The sequence below is a fragment of the Croceicoccus bisphenolivorans genome (genome assembly GCF_001634625.1).
Taxonomy (GTDB): Bacteria; Pseudomonadota; Alphaproteobacteria; order Sphingomonadales; family Sphingomonadaceae; genus Croceicoccus; species Croceicoccus bisphenolivorans.
Map to the genome: position 1 here is coordinate 153,599 of NZ_LRSE01000004.1, position 18,574 is coordinate 172,172.

Below are 18,574 nucleotides of genomic sequence, written 5' to 3' on the forward strand. Positions count from 1 at the left end.
ATTGATCAGGACACTGTGTTCGGAAAAATCGATCAGACTTTCGCGTCCAGCTTGCGCGCTCCGTTCGCGAACAGCGTGACGAGGAGGGGGATCAGCACGATCGAAAGGATGACCTTGGCAAGCATCTGGCCGGCCAGCAACGGCAGGATCGGAAATACGCCAAGGAAGGCGACCGTGATGAAGATGACCGTGTCGACAACTTGCGAAATGGCTCCGGCCACGCCAGCGCGCAGCCACATCGGCCCGCCGAACCGCGTCTTGATCGCGGTGATCACCGTGATGTTCAGCAGCTGCGAGATGCCATAGGCGACCGGCCCCGCCATCCAGATCCGCGGGGTTGCGCCCAGCACCGTTTCGATCGCGGACAGCCTTTCTGGGTCCATTTCCGGCGAGGGCGGCAGCCACAGCACGAAGATCGACAGCATTAGCGCGATGGCCATCGGCACGAAGCCCCACAGCACCAGCTTGTTTGCGACCGTGCGGCCATAGACTTCGGATACGGCCCCGCCAACGGCCACCAGAGTCAGGAAGGCGAACATCCCCGCCTCCACCGCCAGCGGCCCCATCGCCACCTGCTTGTTGCCCAGAACGCCCGCGAACGTCACCATCCCGCCATAGAACACTGCCAGTGCGAAAAGGCCGGGGGCGAACAGCCCCTTGGGTACGGCCATCAGGGTGTGCGGTGCGGTTGTCTCGGATTCGCTCATGGCCCAGCGATAACGGCTTGTGCGAAGAGGACAAGCACCGTCTCGATTGACCATGCGCTCCACGTCGCCTAGTTGCTCACGAAACCGCCTTTTCCCTTTCATCAGCCGGATATCAGCCCCTTACAATGGCCAGCGAACCGCTCGACATAGTCGCGCTCGGCGATGCCATCGTGGACGTTCTTGCGCGCCGCGACGATGCTTTTCTTGACGCCAGCGGCGTGACGAAGGGCACGATGCGCCTGCTTTCCGATGGGGAGGCCGAGGCGCTGGCACAGGCCATGGCGGGCAGCGGCGTGGTGGAGGAAGTGCCCGGCGGCTCGGCGGCGAACACGCTGGCCGGCGCGGCGGCGGCGGGTGCGCGTTGCCGCTTCATCGGGCAGACCGGAGACGACCGGCTGGGCACGCTGTTCGCCGCGCACATGCATGCGCTGGACATCCGCTTCGACACCCCGCCGATCCGCCATGCGCCGACGGGGCGCTGCTTCATCCTCGTCAGCCCCGATGGCGAACGCACGATGCAGACCAATCCTGCCGCCAGCCACCGCCTGAATGTCGATGCGCTGGACGAGGGTGCGATTCGCGCCGCGAAGTTCCTGTTCCTCGAAGGGTATCTCTGGGGTCCGGATGCCCCGCGCGCAGCCATGCGCCGCGCGATAGAGATTGCCCATGCGGAGGGGCGGCGCATCGCGTTCACCCTGTCCGATTCCATCGCGCTCCCCGGGCGTCGCGACAGCCTTGCCAGACTGGTGGCCGACGGCGGCGTCGATATCCTGTTCGCCAACGAGTACGAGGCATGCCTGATGGCGGGCGTGGAAACCCCGGCGGAGGCGATAGCGAAGCTTGGCCCGCAGGTCCCGACGCTGGTGCTGACCAAGGGGGCGCATGGCGCGATGGCCATCGCGAACGGAGAGAAGATCGAGATTCCCGCAGCGCCCGTGCCCGAAGTCGTAGACACGACTGGCGCGGGGGACCAGTTCGCGGCCGGCTTCATGGCCGCGCAAGTGCGGGGCGAGGATATCAGGGCATCGCTGGAACATGGCGCGCGGGCGGCGGCTTCGGTCATTACCCACGTCGGCGCGCGGCCCATCGCGGGTTTCGAAACGGGAGAGCACGGATGACGGCGATCAAGCGCCTTGCGGTCTATTGCGGGTCGGCCCCGGGCAAGGACCCTGCGCACGTCGCCGCCGCGACCGGGCTGGGCAAGGTCATGGCGGGTCGCGGCATCGACCTTGTCTACGGCGGCGGCAAGCTGGGGCTTATGGGCACCATTGCCGATGCGGTGCTGGGCGCGGGCGGCAGGGTTTACGGCGTGATCCCCTCCGCCCTTGTCAGCCACGAGGTAGCGCACCTCGGCCTTACCGAACTGCATGAAGTGGCCGACATGCACCAGCGCAAGGCCAAGATGACGCAGCTGGCCGACGGTTTCCTGTGCCTTGCTGGCGGGATCGGCACGTTCGACGAACTGTTCGAGGCGTGGACGTGGAACGCACTGGGCTACCATGCCAAGCCGTTCTGCCTGCTCAACACCAATGGCTACTGGGACAAGTTCCTCGGCTTCTGCGACCATGTGCGCGACGAGGGGTTCATGAGCGGGAAGCGGCGCGACCAGTTGTTGAGCGCCGACACGATCGACGAGGCCTTGGCCAAGCTGGAGGTCGCCGCCAGCGCCGCGCAGAACGGGCCGGTCTGGTAATCAGCCCAGTGCGTCCGGCCCGAAGGCCGAGGGCAGCAGTTCGCGGATAGTTGATACCGTTACCGCGTCGCCCGTCGCCGCGGCGCAGACCACTTCGACATCGCGGCCCGACAGCGCCGCCGCCTCGTAGATCGCCTGACGGCATCCGCCGCATGGTGCGACCGTATCCGCGCCCGCAATCGCCCCTTCCACCAAGGGGCCGCCCGCCACCACGATCCGTGCCACTTGCGCAAGGCCGAAGGCATGCTGCGCGGCGGTCAGCGCCGATTGTTCGGCGCACACGCCAAGGCGGTAACAGGCGTTTTCCATGTTCGCGCCCGTCACCACTTCGCCGTTTACCGATTCCACCGCGCACCCGACGTGAAAGCCGGAATAGGGCGCATGGGCCTTCAGGGCTGCCGCGCGGGCGCGGGCGATCAGTTCTTCGCGGGTCATGCCCCATTCCCTAGCCCCGGTTGCCGGTTGCGGAAAGAGGCGGCGGAAAGGGGCGATTTGGGGTATGATGTCGGCACAAGCTGAACCCTTGACGCCTATCTCTTTAACACTTACATTAATTGTATAAGGAGAATGTGATGTCATCCGTCGTCACCGACGCCAATCTTGCCGCTGCGACCGATCAGGTCGAACGCACGCTTGCCGACAAGGCGCTGCGCCCGACGATTGCGGGATTTTTCGACGAAGCGACCTTCACGGTCAGCTATGTCGTGAGCGATCCGGCCACGAAAGAGGCTGCGATCATCGATTCGGTGCTCGATTACGATGCCGCTTCCGGCACCACCGGATTTGCCTCTGCAGACCGCGTTATCGAATACATCACTTCTAATAATCTGAAAGTGACATGGGTGATAGAGACTCACGCCCATGCCGATCACTTGTCGGCCGCACCCTATCTTCAGGAAAAGCTGGGCGGAAAGCTGGCCATCGGTGCGGATATCGTGCGTGTGCAGGATGTCTTCGGCAAGATGTTCAATGCCGGCACCGATTTCGAGCGTGACGGATCGCAGTTCGATCACCTGTTCACCGATGGCGAGACATTCCACATCGGCAACCTTGAGGCGATTGCACTGCACGTTCCCGGCCATACGCCTGCCGACATGGCCTACCTGATCGGGGATGCCGCGTTCGTTGGGGACACGATCTTCATGCCCGATTACGGCACCGCCCGCGCCGACTTTCCCGGTGGCGATGCGCGGCAGCTGTTCCGCTCGATCCGCCGCCTGCTCTCCCTTCCGCGCGAAACGCGGCTGTTCCTGTGCCACGATTACAAGGCGCCGGGCCGCGACGTCTTCGCGTGGGAAACAACCGTCGCGCAGGAACGCGACCATAATGTGCACGTGAAGGACGGGGTGAGCGAGGACGAGTTCGTCGACATGCGCACCAGCCGTGATCGCACGCTGGCGATGCCCAATCTCATCATGCCTTCGGTGCAGGTGAACATGCGCGGCGGGCACTTGCCCGATCCCGAAGACAACGGCGTCAGCTATATCAAGATACCGGTGAACGCGGTTCGCCGGCCTCCGGTGTCGTGATGGGTGCCGCGTTTTCTTTGGCAGCCTTTCCCGACGCGCAGCCTGTCGAAGGGCTGATCGGCGGCCTGCTCATCGGCCTTGCCGCGGCGATCATGCTGCTGGGCAACGGGCGCATCGCGGGCGTCAGCGGGATGACCGCACGCACGCTCGGCCTGACCAAGGGTACGCCGTGGACCATCGCGGCACTGTTCGTGGCGGGCCTGATCGTCGGAGCGGGGGTCTTCATGATCTTCGTCGGCCCGATCGAGGCGACGTTTGCGCCGCACTGGGGCTGGCTCGTCGCGGGTGGGCTCATCACCGGCTTCGGCACGCGGCTGGGCAGCGGTTGCACCAGCGGGCACGGTGTCTGCGGGATGAGCCGCCTCTCGCCGCGCTCGCTGATCGCCACGGCCACGTTCATCGCGGCGGGCATTGTGACCGTAGCCGTGGTCAACCTGTTCGGAGGTGCCTGGTGATGCGCGGCTTCATCGCTCTGTTGTCCGGCACGGTCTTCGGCTTCGGCCTTGCCCTGTCGGGCATGATGAACCCGACGCGGGTGCGCGGCTTCCTCGACCTGTTTGGCAACTGGGACCCGACGCTCGCCTTCGTGATGGGCGGTGCGCTTGTCGTCATGGCCGTCGCGTGGCGGGTTCAGAAGGTGATGCACCGCCCCGTGGTTTGCGAGGAATTCTCGCTGCCGGGCACGAAGCTGATCGATGCGAAGCTGATCGGCGGCGCGGCCCTGTTCGGGGTGGGCTGGGGGCTTGCGGGGTTGTGCCCGGGGCCGGCCGTTGCGTCGCTTGCCAGCAATATCGGCCCCGCCGCGATCTTCGTTGCCGCGATGATCGCAGGCATGGCGCTGTTCCGCGTCACCGAACGCTGAACGCAATACTGAATTAACGGAGAAGCCAGTGGCAACGCAGCACAGGCACACCATCGTCATCGTCGGTGGCGGATCGGCGGGGATCGCGACGGCATCCTCTCTGCTGAAGCGTTCCCCCATGCTCGATATCGCCATCGTGGAACCGAAGTCGGAGCATTATTACCAACCCGGCTGGACGATGGTGGGCGGCGGGGTTTTCCGCGCGCCCGTCACCATGCGGGCGATGAAGGACGTGATGCCCAAGGGCGTCGAGTGGCTGAAGACGGCGGTGAAATCCTTCGATCCAGACAACAACGCGGTCATGCTGGAGGATGGTGCGATCCTCTTCTACGAACTGCTGATCGTTGCGCCCGGTATCAAGCTGGACTGGGGCAGGATCGCCGGGCTGGAAGCGACGCTGGGCCGCCACGGTGTCACGTCGAACTACCGCTACGACCTTGCGCCCTATACCTGGCAGCTGGTGCAACAGACCAAATCGGGGCGGGCGATCTTTACCCAGCCGCCGATGCCCATCAAGTGCGCGGGCGCGCCGCAAAAGGCGATGTATCTGTCGTGCGACGAATGGCGCGATCGGGGCGTGCTGGGCGATATCGATGTCGAGTTCCACAACGCCGGTCCGTCGCTGTTTGGCGTGGCCGACTATGTCCCCGCGCTGATGGAATATGTCGAAAAGTACGGCATCGGCCTCAACTTCACATCCAACCTCGTGGCCGTGGACGGAGAGGCTAAGCAGGCGACGTTCGCCACCGCAAATGGCGAAGTCACAAAAGACTTCGAGATGATCCACGTCGTCCCGCCGCAGGTCGCGCCCGATTTCCTGCGCGACAGTCCGCTGGCGGCGGAAAGCGGTTTCGTGGAGGTCGACGACTTTACCCTTCGCCACAAACGCTATGCCAACGTCTTCGGCCTTGGCGATGCGGGGTCGATGGGCAACGCGAAGACCGCCGCCGCCGCGCGCAAGCAGGCGCCGATCGTTGCTGTGAACGCCCTGTCGGTGCTGGCGGGCGGAGAGCCGGTGGCGGCTTACGACGGCTACGGCTCGTGCCCGCTCACGGTGGAGAAGGGCAAGATCGTGCTGGCCGAGTTCGGCTATGGCGGCAAGCTGCTGCCCACTTTCCCGAAGTGGATGATCGACGGCACCCGCCCGCGCCGCCTGTCGTGGCTGCTGAAAAGCGAGATACTGCCGTGGGTCTACTGGAACGGCATGCTGAAGGGGCACGAGTGGCTGGTGAAGCCCGATACGCCGGTGGCGAGCTAGGCCGGTAGTCCCTGCCATGCTCTCCCGCTACCTGCCGATCCTCGACTGGGGCCGCCGTTACGATGGCGAGACGCTGAGCAGCGACCTGATGGCCGCGGTCATCGTCACGATCATGCTGATCCCGCAAAGCCTTGCCTATGCATTGCTGGCCGGATTGCCGCCGGTCGTGGGCCTTTACGCCTCGATCCTGCCGCTTGTCGCCTATGCCGTGTTCGGCACCAGCCGCACGCTGGCGGTGGGGCCGGTCGCGGTCGTTTCGCTGATGACGGCCAGCGCCGCGGGGGCGGTGGCGGCACAAGGCTCGCCCGAATACCTGACGGCCGCGATCACGCTGGCCGCGTTGTCGGGCGTGATGCTGGCCGTGCTGGGTTTCCTGCGGCTGGGGTTTCTTGCCAACCTGCTGTCGCATCCGGTGATTTCCGGCTTCATCACGGCCAGCGGCCTGCTGATCGCGACCAGCCAGTTCAAGCACATCCTCGGCATAAAGGGCGGGGGCGACAACTGGCCCGAAATGCTCGGCAATCTTGCCACGGGGCTGGGCGATACCAATCCCCATACGCTGGTGATCGGGCTTGCCGCGACCGCCTTCCTGTTCTGGGTGCGCAAGGGGCTGAAGCCCATGCTCGTCCGTTTCGGGATGAAGCCGCGCGGGGCCGATATCGCGGCCAAGGCGGGGCCGGTCGTGGCCGTGGCTGTCACGATCCTTGCCGTCATCACCCTCGGCCTTGCGGACAAGGGCGTGAAGCTGGTCGGCGCTGTGCCGCAGGGGTTGCCGCCGTTTGCGCTGCCCTCGCTCGATCCCGATCTCGTCGCGCAGCTGTGGGTGCCGGCGCTGCTGATATCCGTCATCGGCTTCGTGGAATCGGTGTCCGTCGCGCAGACGCTGGCCGCCAAGCGCCGCCAGCGCATTGCGCCGGACCAGGAACTGATCGGGCTGGGCGCGGCAAACATCGCCAGTGCCTTTTCGGGCGGTTATCCGGTAACGGGCGGCTTCGCGCGATCGGTGGTGAATTTCGACGCCGGTGCGCAGACCCCTGCCGCCGGGGCCTATACCGCCGTCGGCATTGCGCTTGCCTCCCTGTTCCTTACCCCGCTGCTGTTCAACCTGCCCGTCGCCACGCTGGCCGCGACGATCATCGTTGCCGTGCTCAGCCTTGTCGACCTGAAGACGCCGAAGCAGCTCTGGACTTATTCCAAGGGCGATCTTGCCGCCCATGCCGCCACCATCGGGGTGACGTTGATCTGGGGCGTGGAAACCGGCGTGATCGCGGGCGTTCTGGTCGGCCTGCTGCTCTATCTGTGGAAGGCATCGCGGCCCCACGCCGCCATCGTCGGCCGCGTTCCCGAAACGCAGCATTTCCGTAATGTGGAGCGGCACAAGGTGCTGACCGTTCCGCACGTCCTGTCGATCCGCATCGACGAGAACCTGTCATACCTCAACGCCCGCTGGCTGGAGGAATACGTGCTGGAACGCGTGGCCGAACGGCCCCAACTGCGCCACGTCATCCTGATGTGCAGCGCGGTGAACGCGATCGACGCATCGGCGCTGGAAAGCCTGGAGGCGATCAACCACCGGCTTGGTGACGGCGGCATCCGGCTGCACTTGTCCGAAGTGAAGGGGCCGGTGATGGACCGGCTGGAACGTAGCCATCTCCTGACCGACCTTACGGGCCGTGTGTTCCTGTCGCAGGACAAGGCCTTTTCCGAGCTTGCCACCGATGATGGCAGCGAGCCACCGTTGCAGACGGCGGACTGGGCGCGCGGCATGATCTGACTTGGGACTTGCGTAGCATGCAACCGCAATGGCGGATCATGCGCTTTTGCCTGTGATCGCAGGCGTGTAGGGAAGAGGAAAACCGGAGAAGTTACTTGTTCGAAGGTCTCGATGCCCTCTTGCTGGCGCGCGCGCAGTTCGCGTTCACTGTCAGCTTCCATTTCATCTTTCCCGCCTTCTCGATCGGGTTGGCCAGCTACCTCATGGTGCTGGAGGGGCTGTGGCTGAAGACCGGCAAGTCGCTCTACCTCGACCTGTTCAAGTACTGGCTGAAGATATTTGCCGTCGCCTTTGCGATGGGCGTCGTCTCCGGCATCGTCATGTCCTACCAGTTCGGCACCAACTGGGCTGTTTTCTCCGACAGGGCGGGGCCGGTGATCGGGCCGCTGATGGCTTACGAGGTGCTGACCGCCTTCTTCCTTGAGGCCGGTTTCCTGGGCGTCATGCTGTTCGGGATGGAGAAGGTGGGGCGCAAGATCCACTTCGCCGCGACCTGCATGGTGGCAATGGGTACGTTCATCTCCGCCTTCTGGATCCTGTCGGTGAACAGCTGGATGCAGACGCCGACGGGGTACGAGATCGGTGCGAACGGACAGTTCCTGCCCGGCCCGTCTTGGTGGGCGATCGTGTTCAATCCCAGCTTTCCCTATCGCCTCGTCCATACGGTGATCGCCGCTTACCTGACGACCGCGCTGGCCGTGGGCGGGGTCGGCGCGTGGCACCTGTTGAAGGACAAGGGCAACGCCCATGCGCGAAAGATGTTCTCGATGGCGATGTGGATGGCCGCGCTCGTCGCGCCGATCCAGATATTTGCGGGCGATGCGCACGGCCTCAACACGCTGGAGCATCAGCCTGCCAAGGTCATGGCGATGGAGGGGCATTATGAAAGCCACCCCGACGGCGCGCCGCTGATCCTGTTCGGCATTCCCGACAGCGAGGCGGGCGAAGTGAAATACGCGGTCGAGATTCCGAAGCTTTCCTCGCTGATCCTGAAGCATGATCCGAATGCGCCGCTGGCCGGCCTCGACACGATTCCGGCAGAGGATCACCCGCCCGTCGGCGTCGTGTTCTGGGCATTCCGCGTGATGGTCGGCATCGGGTTCGCCATGCTCGGCCTTGGGCTGTGGAGCCTGTTCGCAAGGATGAGGGGCAAGCTCTACGACTGGCCCTTGCTGCACAAGGCGGCGCTGGTGATGGGCCCGTCGGGCTTCGTCGCGGTGATCGCGGGCTGGTTCACCACCGAAGTGGGCCGCCAGCCGTTTACCGTTTACGGCTTGCTGCGCACGGCAGACAGCGCCAGCCCGCTGGATGCGCCCGCCGTGGCGGGATCGCTGATCGCCTTCGTGGTCATCTATTTCGCCGTTTTCGGCATGGGCACGTGGTACGTCCTGCACCTGATGGGCAAGGCTCCGCGCCCGCACGAGTTCGGGGTGAAGCGTGGCATGAAAGGCCCGATCCGCACCGCCGGCATCACGCCGGGGCCGACGCAAAATCCCGGCCATGCGGAGCGGCTGCCCGATAGTGATCCGACGGATGGAGCAATTTGATGGACCTGACGATCCTTTGGGCGGGCATCATCGCCTTCGCCGTTTTCGCCTATGTCGTGATGGACGGGTTCGATCTGGGCATCGGGGTGCTGTTCCCGACGTTCAAGGTCGGGCCGGAGCGGGACATGGCGATGAATTCCATCGCGCCGGTGTGGGACGGGAACGAGACGTGGCTGGTGCTGGGCGGCGGCGGCCTGTTCGCGGCGTTTCCGCTGGCCTACGCCGTGCTGCTGCCCGCGACATACCCGCTGGTCATCGCCATGCTGCTCGGCCTTGTCTTTCGCGGGGTGGCGTTCGAATTCCGCTGGCGCGATCCGGGGCATCGGGCGTTGTGGGATGCGGCGTTCACCGGCGGTTCGCTGGTCGCCGCGATGGCGCAGGGGATGATCCTTGGCGCGATGCTGCAAGGGATCGAGGTTGCGAACCGCGCCTATGCTGGATCGTGGTTCGACTGGCTGACACCCTATACCCTGCTGACCGGCATCGGCACCACGGCGGGCTATGCGTTGTTGGGGTCGACATGGCTGATCTGGAAACTGGAAGGGCCGGCGCAGGACCATGCGTTCAGGCTGGCATTCCGCGCCATGCTGGCGACGGGCGTGCTGATGGCGGCGGTTTCGCTCTACAACCTGTTCCTGCGGCCCGAATATCGCGACAAGTGGCTGACCGCGCCGGAGATCGTCTACACCTGGCCCATCCCGATCATGACCGCCATCGCGGGCGTTGCCCTGTGGCGCGCCATAGCCCGGCGGCGTGAAGTCGCGCCGTTCCTGCTAAGCCTCTTGCTCTTCCTGCTCGGCATGGCGGGGCTGGGGCTGACGATGTACCCCGATGTCGTGCCGCCGGACATGACGATCTGGGACGCTGCCGCACCGCACCGCAGCCAGGTATTCATGCTGGTGGGCGTGGCGATCACGATGCCGCTGATCATCGCCTATACCGCGTGGGCCTATTGGGTGTTTCGCGGCAAGGTCGGGGCGGACGGCTACCATTGAGCCGCCCGCCCGCATGTGGCGCCTAGCGACTGGCGGTCACGGTGATATTGCCGAATGCGCGGTATCCGGGATCGTTCGGCCGGAAGTAAGTGACCGCAATGCCGATTTCCTTGCCCTTCGGCCCGAAGAACCAGCCCTGGAACGGCATCTGCAGGTCGAAATCCTGATAGTTGAACAAGCCGCCGATCGAATAGGGCTCGTCGTTGATCTCGATATCGTTGGCGGTGAAGGTCCCGAAATCGACCGTCGTTTCGGCGCTCGCTCCGGAGCCGGAGGCAGATTTGTTGCCCAGCGTTCCGGTGAGATGCATGGTAATGTCGACCGTGTAGGTGTTGAGATCGACGCTGATAGCTTCCTGCGAACCGGTAACGGTGTAGCTTGCGAAGGTGCCGTCGGTGAATACGCGGACGATCGACCCGCCGCTGGCAAAGGCGGTATAGCTTACCGGAGAGGTCGAGGGTTCATCGTCGGGTTCCGTCGGGACGCCGAACACGCAAGTCGTGTTTTCCACCCCGCCGAAGTTGCCGTTGAACAAACCGTAGGCAAGCACGCGCGAATACTGAAGCGTGGATCCGCCCGGATCGGGTGCGACGATCGTCATGCCTCCGCTGGGTTGGCCGTTCGTCAAGATCAGGTACTGTTCTTCGAAGATAGGATTGGTCGGCGTGATGGCGTCGGCCGGTCCGAATGTCTGGTTGACACCTTCACCTGTTACCGTCCAGCTGTTCGCGCTCGCATCGAAGGCAAGGGCGGCAAGATCCGACCCGAACGGTACCGGCGGCGCGGGGAAAATCGCGCCGTTTGCCTGGATGTAGCCCTGGCAGGCCAGCGCGAAGTCCTGATTGCCGGTAAGCGCGGAGTATGTGCTTTAGGTGGGCGACGGCGTCGGGCTGCCGCCTGGCGTAGGCGTGGGGGTGCCGCCGCCTACTCCTGTGCCTCCACCGCTACTGCTACCATCACCACCGCCGCAGGCGGACAGGACGAGGACTGCGGCGATAACGCCGCCATTATGAATGCGACCCATGTGTACTTCCACTCCCAAGTGAAGAGGCATTGCTTAACCGAATCGTTAAGGAAGGAAATACGCTTTTTTCAGACCATTCTTCTTGTAGGTCACTTACTGGTGGAAAATCGGCAACTGTCATGAACGAACAGGAACAAGAACCCGGGCGGACCGATCAGGTAGAAGGGCCGTTGTGGAAGCGCCTCGCATGGCTTGTCGCGATCTGGACGGCCAGTGTCGCCGTGCTTGGCGCGGTGGCATGGCTGCTGCGGTTATGGATCGCGCCTTAGTTTTCCTCGCCCGCCTGTTCCGGACGGGTCAGCAGCGGAACCGGTTCCTTGAAGGTATGGGTGATATAGGGGAACGGGATCTCGATGTCCGCATCCTCCAGCCCGCGCTTCACGCGGCGCAGGATATCGTCGCGGATGATGAAGAAGTCGCGCGGTGCGCCGCCGCACCACCAGCGGATCATGAAATCCACGGAACTGGCGCCGAAGGCCTGTACCAGCACGTCGATCGGCTTGTCGTCGGGAATGCCCTCCAGCCCCTCCAGCGATTGGCGGATAACCTCGGTCGCGTGCTCTAGATCGGTGTCGTAGGATACGCCGACCACCACTTCCCAGCGCCGGATCGGCTGTTCGGTCAGGATCTTGACCGGGTTCTTGAACAGCATGGAATTGGGGCAGATCGTCAGCTCTCCGGTGAACTGGCGGATATGCGTTTCGCGAAGCGAGATATGCTCCACTTTGCCCAGAATGCCTTCCACTTCGATGGAATCGCCGATCTGCATCCGGTCGCGCAGCATGATCAGCACGCCGGCCAGGAAGTTCTCGAAAATGTCCTGAAACGCGAAACCGATGGCGACAGTGCCTACGCCAAGCCCGGCGACAAGTCCGCTCGGCTCCAGCCCCGGCAGGACGATCGTGGCGGCGATCATGATGCCGATCAGCCAGATCGCCAGTTTCACCAGCGTTTCGACCAGCGCCTTCAGGCTGACGCGCAGGTTGGTGCGGCCAGTGATCGCATCGGCGATGCGGGTGGTGAAGCGGGCGATGATCCACGTGAGGATCAGGACAACCAGCGCGATGGCGAAATTGGGCAGCGCCTTGATCAGGCCGGTGCCCATCTTCTCGAACTCGGACTGGATGATGGAAACGACGTCGAGGACGGAAAGGATCGTGCTTCTCCGGGTAACAGGGGGCTCTGGCTGCGCGGTTGCCGCAGTAACGCCGTGGGCGTCTAGGCGTTCCGACGCGTCGGCGTCAAATGGCGGCACGTTCGGTCACGTGCCTGCCATTTGCGGGGATGCGTCGGAACGCCCCCGTCCTGTTCCATGTTCCGGTGGCTAGGCCGTCTCGTCCACTTTCAGCGTGCCGCGGCGTACCTGATCGCGTTCCATGCTTTCGAACAGGGCCTTGAAATTGCCTTCGCCGAAACCTTCGTCACCGCGCCGCTGGATGAATTCGAAGAAAACCGGGCCGATCGTCGCCTCTGCAAAGATCTGCAGCAACAGGCGCGGTTGTCCGCCCTCTGTCGTGCCGTCCAGCAGGATGCCGCGCGACTTGAGTTCTCCGACCGGCTCGCCATGGCCGGGCAGGCGTTCAGCCAGCATCTCGTAATAAGTGGCGGGCGGGGCAGTCATGAAGGGGACGCCGCTGACCTTCAGGCTGTCCCACGTCTGCAAGAGATCGTCGCAGATGAAGGCGATGTGCTGGATGCCTTCGCCGTTGTATTCGCGCAGGAACTCCTCGATCTGGCCGCCCCCGCTCTTGCCTTCCTCGTTCAGGGGGATGCGGATCTTGCCGTCGGGCGCGGTCAGCGCCTTGCTGGTGAGGCCGGTATATTCGCCCTTGATGTCGAAATAGCGGATTTCGCGGAAGTTGAAGAGCGTCTCGTAATAGTCGGCCCAGTAAGCCATCCGGCCGCCGTAGACGTTGTGGGTCAGGTGATCGATCCGCGCCAGCCCCGCGCCGACCGGATGGCGATCCATGCCGGGCAGGTACTCGAAATCGATGTCGTAGATCGAGAGCGACCCTGCGCCGTCATCATAGCGGTCGGTCAGGTAGATGATCGCATTGCCGATGCCGCGAATGGCGGGGATGTGCAGTTCCATCGGGCCGGTGTGCGTCTCCACCGGCTCGGCCCCGCGCGCCAGCAGTTCGGCATAGGCCTTGCGCGCGTCGCGCACGCGAAATCCCATGCCGCAGGCAGACGGGCCGTGTTCGCGGCTGAAGTACCAGGCCGCGCTTTTCGGTTCGTAATTGGTGACAAGGTTGATGTCGCCCTGCCGCCAAAGCTCCACGTCTTTCGACCGGTGCCGTGCCACGCGGGTAAAGCCCATCGCGTTGAACACCGGTTCCAGCACGCCCTTTTCGGGCGCGGAAAATTCCACGAACTCGAACCCGTCAAGGCCGATGGGGTTTTCGAAAAGGTCGGTCATGACGGTTTCTCCGCAAGCTTGCCGTGCCATGGCCGTTCACCTTCCAGCAGTGTGCCGGGCGGGATCGGCGTCTTGTCACGCCATGTTTCGTAAATCGGCCCGAAGTCGAGCGCGACGAGTTCGCGCAGCAACTGGCCAAGGCTGTCCAGCACGAAGTAGTTCGGCTGGAAATCGTCGATCCTGTATTCTGTGTTCATGATGCGCACGGGATCGAATTTCAGGCGCAGTACGTTCGGATCGGTGACTGAAAACACCGTCTCGCCCGCACTGGACACGATGCCCGCGCCGAACGCCTTGAGACCCTTTGGCGTCGCGATCAGCCCGAACTCGATCGTGTACCAGTAAATCCGCGCCAGCATCGGCAGCGCATTCATCGCGATCGCGCGTTCACCGGCCTTGCCATACAGTTCAAGGAAATCCGCGACGTGCGGGTCAAGCAGCATCGGCACATGGCCGAAGAAATCGTGGAAGATGTCCGGCTCGACAAGATAGTCGAGCTCCCTCTCTTCCCTGATCCAGCGCGTCACCGGGAAGCGCCGGTTGGCCAGATGCTCGAAGAACACCTCGTCGGGAATGAAACCGGGGACCGCGACGAGCTGCCATTTCGTGGCATGATCCAGCACCGAGTTCGCATATTCGAAGCGCGGCACGCCATAGGAACAGTCCAGCCGCTGCAGCCCGTCAAGGAATTCCGGTGCGGCATATTGTTCGGCCAGCATGCTTTGGCGGGCATAGAGCCTGCGCCAGCGTTCGTGCATTTCGGGCGTATAGGCGTCCCAATCCTGCGCGACGGTATAGTCGTGCGCGGCCTGCGTGTAATCGCCGCGCAACTCGTTATCGCTGTGTGCCGATCCGGGCTTCTTCATGGTAGCCTGTCTTTCCATGTGCGCATAATATCATCGCGACGCCGGTTTGTTCGTGCAAATTCGCGCTCGATCATGCATCACACTGCATGGATTCACTATAACATGGGACATACTGAGCGAAAATATGGCTCTAGATATTTTTGACCGGCGCATCATCGCCGCCCTGCAGGAAGATGCACGGATGACCGTGGCACAGATCGCGGAGCGGGTTTCGCTTTCAGCCACGCCGGTCAGCAGACGGTTGAAGAAGCTGGAGGAAGACGGCGTCATCACCGGCTATTCCCCGCGGCTGGACCCGCGCAAGCTGGGCTTCCCTCTGGATGCCTACATCACCATCAACCTGCAGGCACACAGCGACGAAATCATCGACGGGTTCGAGGGCGAGATAAAGAACAACCCCTATGTCATCGCCTGCCATGCGGTGACGGGGGAGATGGATTACCTGCTGCACGTCACCGCGCGGGATATCGAACACTTGTCGCAGATCACGCTGAAGACGCTGGTGCGTATTCCCGGCGTGCGCGACGTGAAATCGATCGTCGTGCTGGAGGATATCAAGACGTCCCCCGCCATTCCGGTGGAATGAACGGTCAGTCGGGGTAGCGCACGGTCCACGCCAGCTTGCGTTCGCCGCCTGCGGGCACGCGGACACGGATGATGCGGAAACCGTCCTGCATCGCGGCCTTGCGCGATGGCTTCGTCAGTTCCCATTGGCCGGGGTTGCCGATGCGCACCTCGACTTCGGCGGCTTCGGCAGAGCCGTTGACGATGGTGGCTTCCAGCGCGTGGACCTTGCCATCGTATAGGTCGTAATCGTCAGGGTTCTCGCGCGGGCCGAGCGCGCAGGTGACTTTCACTTGCGAGGTAGCGGACACGCCGATCTCCACTTCCTGTCCGATGGCATAGTCCTCGACATCGTCTTCCGCCAGCAACAGCGGGCCGTATGCGCTGGGTTCGAACACAGTGACGCCGCCTGCGGGAAGCGCGCGGCCAAGGCCGTTCTTTTCAAGGTTCCGGCTGCGCATCACAACATCGGCCAATTGTTCGCGCGGGCCGTGATCCGGCGAACAGTCGGCGCGGTGGAACAGTTCGCCCTCCACACTGTCCAGATTGAGAAATGCGACCTGCTTCTGTGACTTCGCCGCCACCGTTACCGCCATCGGCACGCGGTAGAGTTTCAGGTCGCCCAGCGCTTCCTCTATCGCCATGACGGATACGGCCTCGTCCGCCATCGCCTTCATTTCGCGGCGCGCGCCGGTGACGACGATCTCCTGCGCCATCATTGCGGGCGGTGGTGGCGGGGCGGGTGGGGGTGACAGGATGCTGCCCTCCGGCATACCCGCCGCCGTGCTGCCGATGGGGTAGCAGGTGAGGCGCAGCGGCTGCCCGCGCGGCGGGCGCGACAGTCCGCGATAATCGCTGCGCACTTCCAGCTTGCCGGCCACGGCCAGCAACTCGGCATCGGCAAAGCTCTGCCCGTTGCCGTTCGCCACCGTCAGCCAGGCCGAGAGACGCAACTTGCGCTCCCGCTCCAGCCCTGCCTTGGCGAATGTCGCGACATAGTGCGCATTCCAGTCGAAGCCGGAGGCGAGGTAGGTCAGGGTCACAGTATACGTCCCGCCACTCTCGCTGCGGGTGTCGACGGTATAGACGGGGTTGGGCGACAACCCTTCGGGCACGCGGTCGAACGTCAGCTTTTCCGGTATTCCGGCGCAGCGTACCGCCTCGTACCCCGCGCTCGTTTGCAGCACGATGCCGCCGTCGGCGCGGGTCATCACCTTTGCCCGCTCGCTCGTTTCCCTGCCCGTTGCCGGATCGGTGCGGGTGATCGTGACGCGGTTGCCCAAAGAGCCATCGACCAGTGCAGCGGGGGAGAGGACGTCCGCGTTGCGGTTCTTCTCGATCGTACCGCCGGGCAGGCCGGTGACGATGGCGCTGACGGCGACCATGCTTTCGGCCACGTTGTCGAAACGGATCGTGGATTCGCCCGCGGGCAGCGTGACGGTGCGCGTTTCGGAGACGAGCGCAAAGCCGTTCAGCCACGAAAGGTTCATGGCGTCGTTGCCGCGGTTCGGATCGCGATAGACCGTGACCGACATCTTCTCCGGCGCCGATGCCATCACGACATCGCGCGCCGCCGCCGGAGCCGCGAGGCCGCACGAAAGCAGGAGGATCAGGATGCGCCGCACGGATCGCCCCTCAATAACGGGCTTCGTAGACGACGGTCATCTCGTAATCGCCGTTCGCCGGAACGGGCACGGTCCACTTGCGCCTGTCGACGTTCAGTTGCTCGCCCTTGACCGGTTCGGACACGACGCGGAAATCGTGGCTCCACCAGCCGTGGTCCAGTCCGGATTGCACCAGTTCGACGTTCACCGGCACGGGCCGCGCGTTGGTGAAGCGGTACTTCATCGTGGTGCGGTAGAAGGTCTTTGCCTCTTGCACCTCGACCTGTCGCACATTGCCGTTCTCGATCACGCGATAGCGCGACGTGCGCTCAAACTCTTCTGAGGAAATCTTCACGCGGTTCACGACCGTCGCTTCCACCGCCACGTCGAAGGCATCGCCGGTGCGGAGGCTGAGGCGGCTGCCCATCGGGGTGTGGTCGATTGCGTTCTCGCCGATGAACTGCGGCGTGCCGCGCGCATCGCGCTGATAGAAGCGCACCGTGCCTGCGGGAAGCGCATCGCCAAGGCCGCCATTGCGGGACGAGGAGAAGGCAATCTCGCTCGACGCCTTTACTGGATCGTTGTCGCTCTGCATCCAGCCGACGGTGCGGGTGTAGATTTTCGATGCGGGAACGCCGCTGGTGTCGAGGAAACTGACCTGTTTGGTCTGCGCGTTGGCGATCGTCGTGCGCTCGTCCAGCGGGTAGAGATAGAAATCGCCCAGCCGCTCGCGATCCGCGCTTTCGGTGCCCATGCTGTCGACGTCGCCGCGATAGGCGCGCGGCGGCGGCGGGGGCGGCACGGGATAGCCGCGACCGTAGCGCGGGTTGCCGCGCACGCTCTCGCTTTGCGGATTGCCAGCCACCAGCAGGGTCTTCGCCTGTTCGAAAGTCGTGCCGGTGTTGTTGGTCAGCGTGACCCAGCCCTGCATGTCGACAGTGCCCTTCGCCTCGTCATAAAGCGCGACATAGTCCGCCTGCCAGCCAAGGCCGGGGGTCAGGTAACGCAGCGAAACGGGCCGCCTGCCGCCGGTGCCGGAATCGACCGTCACCGAAAGCGTCGGGCGGGCGCGCAGGTTTTCCGGCACTTTATCGAATACCGCGCGCACCGGCAGGCCATCGTCGCGCAGCACCTCGATCCGGTCGCCGATCTGCACCACGACACCGCCCGCGACGGACAGCACCTTGGCCCGTTCGCGCGTTTCCGCGCCCGTTGCGGGATTCGTGCGGATCAGCGTGATCGTCTCGCCCACCGCCTTTTCCATCAGCTTGCCCGGCGTCAGCAGGTCGAAATCGAAGTTCTGTTCCACGATGCGGGTGCCGTCGGCCACGAAGCTTAGTGTTTCCGGCCTGATCTGCGCGGACACGTCGGGAAACTCGATCCGGCTGCGCCCCCGCGCGATGGCCAGCTGGCGCACATCCTGCACCAGCGCCTGCCCGTTGTTGTAAATGGTGACCGACACGTCGCCCTGCTGGCTCTTGCCTGTCGGGTCGCTGCCCGGATCGTTCTGGCCGGCAACCGGCCCTGAAACGAGTGCGGCGCAACCCGCCATCAGTGCGATAGCGCCTGCGCGCGCCAATCGACTTGCCATATTCCAATCTCCCCCAAGAGGAACCAGCCAATAGAGCCGGAACCTTCCGGCGCTGGTATTGCACGGTCTGGCGACGAAACTGTGAAAGCGGAGATGGCTCTACCCTGAACGCACGTGACGCTTGCGTTGGCTGGGAACGTG

General features: G+C 63.9%; 19 protein-coding genes. 11 read left to right on the forward strand and 8 right to left on the reverse strand.

Going from position 1 to position 18,574, the window contains the following annotated elements; genetic code table 11:
* Positions 1 to 32: 32 nt before the first annotated feature.
* Positions 33 to 707 (reverse strand): queuosine precursor transporter, encoded by a 675-nt coding sequence (locus A7A77_RS05550; RefSeq protein WP_342668621.1) that lies wholly within the window; start codon positions 705 to 707, stop codon positions 33 to 35.
* 125 nt (positions 708 to 832) lie between these two features.
* Between A7A77_RS05550 and A7A77_RS05555 the strand changes: the two genes are divergently transcribed.
* Positions 833 to 1,825 (forward strand): adenosine kinase, encoded by a 993-nt coding sequence (locus A7A77_RS05555; protein WP_066554982.1) that lies wholly within the window; start codon positions 833 to 835, stop codon positions 1,823 to 1,825.
* A gap of 5 nt (positions 1,826 to 1,830) precedes the next feature.
* Complete coding sequence (locus A7A77_RS05560) at positions 1,831 to 2,400, forward strand: LOG family protein (RefSeq protein ID WP_216635553.1); 570 nt, start codon at positions 1,831 to 1,833, stop codon at positions 2,398 to 2,400.
* Here A7A77_RS05560 and A7A77_RS05565 read toward each other — a convergent pair whose 3' ends face one another.
* Positions 2,401 to 2,835 (reverse strand): cytidine deaminase, encoded by a 435-nt coding sequence (locus A7A77_RS05565; protein ID WP_066554989.1) that lies wholly within the window; start codon positions 2,833 to 2,835, stop codon positions 2,401 to 2,403.
* A gap of 137 nt (positions 2,836 to 2,972) precedes the next feature.
* Here A7A77_RS05565 and A7A77_RS05570 point away from each other — a divergent pair, with 137 nt between their 5' ends.
* The 7 genes from A7A77_RS05570 to cydB all read left to right on the forward strand — a co-directional run bounded on the left by A7A77_RS05570 (position 2,973) and on the right by cydB (position 10,365).
* A complete protein-coding gene (locus tag A7A77_RS05570) occupies positions 2,973 to 3,929 on the forward strand; it encodes an MBL fold metallo-hydrolase (RefSeq protein WP_066554998.1) in 957 nt (318 codons plus the stop codon).
* Positions 3,929 to 4,384 carry a YeeE/YedE family protein gene (locus tag A7A77_RS05575; protein WP_066555001.1) on the forward strand — a complete coding sequence of 152 codons (456 nt, stop codon included), beginning with the start codon at positions 3,929 to 3,931 and terminating at the stop codon, positions 4,382 to 4,384. The genes A7A77_RS05570 and A7A77_RS05575 overlap by 1 nt, the downstream gene beginning before the upstream one ends.
* A complete protein-coding gene (locus A7A77_RS05580; RefSeq protein ID WP_066555011.1) occupies positions 4,384 to 4,791 on the forward strand; it encodes a DUF6691 family protein in 408 nt (135 codons plus the stop codon). The genes A7A77_RS05575 and A7A77_RS05580 overlap by 1 nt, the downstream gene beginning before the upstream one ends.
* A gap of 28 nt (positions 4,792 to 4,819) precedes the next feature.
* Complete coding sequence (locus A7A77_RS05585; protein ID WP_245638401.1) at positions 4,820 to 6,049, forward strand: NAD(P)/FAD-dependent oxidoreductase; 1,230 nt, start codon at positions 4,820 to 4,822, stop codon at positions 6,047 to 6,049.
* A gap of 16 nt (positions 6,050 to 6,065) precedes the next feature.
* On the forward strand, positions 6,066 to 7,823 hold the full coding sequence (locus tag A7A77_RS05590; RefSeq protein ID WP_066555013.1) for a SulP family inorganic anion transporter: 1,758 nt from the start codon (positions 6,066 to 6,068) through the stop codon (positions 7,821 to 7,823).
* 95 nt (positions 7,824 to 7,918) lie between these two features.
* A complete protein-coding gene (locus A7A77_RS05595) occupies positions 7,919 to 9,370 on the forward strand; it encodes a cytochrome ubiquinol oxidase subunit I (RefSeq protein ID WP_066555015.1) in 1,452 nt (483 codons plus the stop codon).
* Complete coding sequence (cydB, locus tag A7A77_RS05600; protein ID WP_066555020.1) at positions 9,370 to 10,365, forward strand: cytochrome d ubiquinol oxidase subunit II; 996 nt, start codon at positions 9,370 to 9,372, stop codon at positions 10,363 to 10,365. Before A7A77_RS05595 ends, cydB begins: the two co-directional genes overlap by 1 nt.
* Positions 10,366 to 10,387: 22 nt before the next feature.
* Here cydB and A7A77_RS05605 read toward each other — a convergent pair whose 3' ends face one another.
* Positions 10,388 to 10,966 carry a HupA family protein gene (locus A7A77_RS05605; protein WP_066555021.1) on the reverse strand — a complete coding sequence of 193 codons (579 nt, stop codon included), beginning with the start codon at positions 10,964 to 10,966 and terminating at the stop codon, positions 10,388 to 10,390.
* Between the two features lie 542 nt (positions 10,967 to 11,508).
* On the opposite strand from A7A77_RS05605, the gene A7A77_RS17430 reads away from it, so the two are divergent.
* Entirely contained in the window at positions 11,509 to 11,658 is a 150-nt protein-coding gene (locus A7A77_RS17430) for a DUF2474 domain-containing protein (RefSeq protein WP_082835937.1), read from the forward strand.
* On the opposite strand, the gene A7A77_RS05615 is transcribed toward A7A77_RS17430, so the two are convergent.
* The 3 genes from A7A77_RS05615 to phhA all read right to left on the reverse strand — a co-directional run bounded on the left by A7A77_RS05615 (position 11,655) and on the right by phhA (position 14,692).
* Entirely contained in the window at positions 11,655 to 12,644 is a 990-nt protein-coding gene (locus tag A7A77_RS05615; RefSeq protein ID WP_245638402.1) for a mechanosensitive ion channel family protein, read from the reverse strand. The genes A7A77_RS17430 and A7A77_RS05615 overlap by 4 nt on opposite strands.
* 69 nt (positions 12,645 to 12,713) lie before the next feature.
* Positions 12,714 to 13,808 carry a 4-hydroxyphenylpyruvate dioxygenase gene (gene hppD, locus A7A77_RS05620; protein WP_156500444.1) on the reverse strand — a complete coding sequence of 365 codons (1,095 nt, stop codon included), beginning with the start codon at positions 13,806 to 13,808 and terminating at the stop codon, positions 12,714 to 12,716.
* Positions 13,805 to 14,692, reverse strand: coding sequence for a phenylalanine 4-monooxygenase (gene phhA / locus A7A77_RS05625; RefSeq protein ID WP_281179987.1), 888 nt, complete (start codon positions 14,690 to 14,692; stop codon positions 13,805 to 13,807). The genes hppD and phhA overlap by 4 nt, the downstream gene beginning before the upstream one ends.
* A 106-nt stretch (positions 14,693 to 14,798) precedes the next feature.
* Between phhA and A7A77_RS05630 the strand changes: the two genes are divergently transcribed.
* Complete coding sequence (locus A7A77_RS05630) at positions 14,799 to 15,260, forward strand: Lrp/AsnC family transcriptional regulator (RefSeq protein WP_066555044.1); 462 nt, start codon at positions 14,799 to 14,801, stop codon at positions 15,258 to 15,260.
* Positions 15,261 to 15,264: 4 nt separating this feature from the next.
* On the opposite strand, the gene A7A77_RS05635 is transcribed toward A7A77_RS05630, so the two are convergent.
* Both A7A77_RS05635 and A7A77_RS05640 read right to left on the reverse strand, forming a co-directional pair.
* Positions 15,265 to 16,863, reverse strand: coding sequence for a DUF4139 domain-containing protein (locus A7A77_RS05635; RefSeq protein ID WP_066555046.1), 1,599 nt, complete (start codon positions 16,861 to 16,863; stop codon positions 15,265 to 15,267).
* Between the two features lie 10 nt (positions 16,864 to 16,873).
* Positions 16,874 to 18,433: a DUF4139 domain-containing protein gene (locus A7A77_RS05640; RefSeq protein WP_066555049.1), complete on the reverse strand. Its 1,560-nt coding sequence runs from the start codon at positions 18,431 to 18,433 to the stop codon at positions 16,874 to 16,876.
* Between the last annotated feature and the right edge of the window lie 141 nt (positions 18,434 to 18,574).

What these genes read in the sequence shown, in the direction of transcription:
- A7A77_RS05550 (WP_342668621.1), bottom strand. Translation starts at nt 707, where the DNA reads ATGAGCGAATCCGAGACAACCGCACCGCACACCCTGATGGCCGTACCC.
- A7A77_RS05555 (WP_066554982.1), top strand. Translation starts at nt 833, where the DNA reads ATGGCCAGCGAACCGCTCGACATAGTCGCGCTCGGCGATGCCATCGTG.
- A7A77_RS05565 (WP_066554989.1), bottom strand. Translation starts at nt 2,835, where the DNA reads ATGACCCGCGAAGAACTGATCGCCCGCGCCCGCGCGGCAGCCCTGAAG.
- A7A77_RS05570 (WP_066554998.1), top strand. Translation starts at nt 2,973, where the DNA reads ATGTCATCCGTCGTCACCGACGCCAATCTTGCCGCTGCGACCGATCAG.
- A7A77_RS05575 (WP_066555001.1), top strand. Translation starts at nt 3,929, where the DNA reads ATGGGTGCCGCGTTTTCTTTGGCAGCCTTTCCCGACGCGCAGCCTGTC.
- A7A77_RS05580 (WP_066555011.1), top strand. Translation starts at nt 4,384, where the DNA reads ATGCGCGGCTTCATCGCTCTGTTGTCCGGCACGGTCTTCGGCTTCGGC.
- A7A77_RS05590 (WP_066555013.1), top strand. Translation starts at nt 6,066, where the DNA reads ATGCTCTCCCGCTACCTGCCGATCCTCGACTGGGGCCGCCGTTACGAT.
- cydB (WP_066555020.1), top strand. Translation starts at nt 9,370, where the DNA reads ATGGACCTGACGATCCTTTGGGCGGGCATCATCGCCTTCGCCGTTTTC.
- A7A77_RS05605 (WP_066555021.1), bottom strand. Translation starts at nt 10,966, where the DNA reads ATGACGATCGTCGCACCCGATCCGGGCGGATCCACGCTTCAGTATTCG.
- A7A77_RS17430 (WP_082835937.1), top strand. Translation starts at nt 11,509, where the DNA reads ATGAACGAACAGGAACAAGAACCCGGGCGGACCGATCAGGTAGAAGGG.
- hppD (WP_156500444.1), bottom strand. Translation starts at nt 13,808, where the DNA reads ATGACCGACCTTTTCGAAAACCCCATCGGCCTTGACGGGTTCGAGTTC.
- phhA (WP_281179987.1), bottom strand. Translation starts at nt 14,692, where the DNA reads ATGGAAAGACAGGCTACCATGAAGAAGCCCGGATCGGCACACAGCGAT.
- A7A77_RS05630 (WP_066555044.1), top strand. Translation starts at nt 14,799, where the DNA reads ATGGCTCTAGATATTTTTGACCGGCGCATCATCGCCGCCCTGCAGGAA.
- A7A77_RS05640 (WP_066555049.1), bottom strand. Translation starts at nt 18,433, where the DNA reads ATGGCAAGTCGATTGGCGCGCGCAGGCGCTATCGCACTGATGGCGGGT.